Origin of the sequence: Pseudonocardia sp. EV170527-09, from assembly GCF_008369905.1 — a bacterium.
Taxonomy (GTDB): Bacteria; Actinomycetota; Actinomycetes; order Mycobacteriales; family Pseudonocardiaceae; genus Pseudonocardia.
In genome coordinates this window covers 1-543 of record NZ_VRMC01000314.1, presented here as the reverse complement: position 1 = coordinate 543, position 543 = coordinate 1, and the positions used below count along the sequence as shown (strand labels likewise).

At 55.2% G+C, this 543-nt stretch carries 1 protein-coding gene; it reads right to left on the bottom strand.

Features of this window, described 5'->3' with window-relative positions; translation table 11 throughout:
• Positions 1–411, bottom strand: a 411-nt coding sequence (locus FVA95_RS29295; RefSeq protein WP_161992538.1) for a hypothetical protein, incomplete at its 3' end; no start/stop codon positions are given.
• Positions 412–543 lie beyond the last annotated feature (132 nt).

Sequence of the window (543 nt, the reverse complement as noted above, 5' to 3'; positions counted from 1 at the left end):
GAAATAGATGGCTGTGTCCTCAGCTCTCAGACTGTTCATTTGCAGGTACAGGGTGTTCTTGGAATTGTCTCTGGAGATGGTGAATCGCCCCTTCACACTGTCTGGATAGTAGGTGTAAGTACCACCACTAGTAATGGTTGCCACCCACTCCAGTCTCTTGCCTGGAGCCTGGCGAACCCAAGACATGCCATAGCCACTGAAAGTGAATCCAGAGGCTGCACAGGAGAGTCTCAGGGACCCTCCAGGCTGCACTAAGCCTCCCCCAGACTCCAGCAGCTGCACCTCTCCAGATCTCAGGGACACAGGGATGGAGCCCAGCTTTTCCACCTTCTTCCGCAGCTGTGCCACCTTTGTTTTCAGGACATAGTTCTCATCTTCCAGCTGGTCCACCTCAGCCTGCAGCTCATCCACAGAGGTAGAGGCTCCCTGTGCTTGGGCGCCTTGGGCAGCTGCCATCAGGAATAGCAAGGTCCACACCCAAGCCATGGTGGCGGTCCTCGAGAAGCTTCTTGGGCACTTTGGGCAGCTGTTCTGGTATAGGTT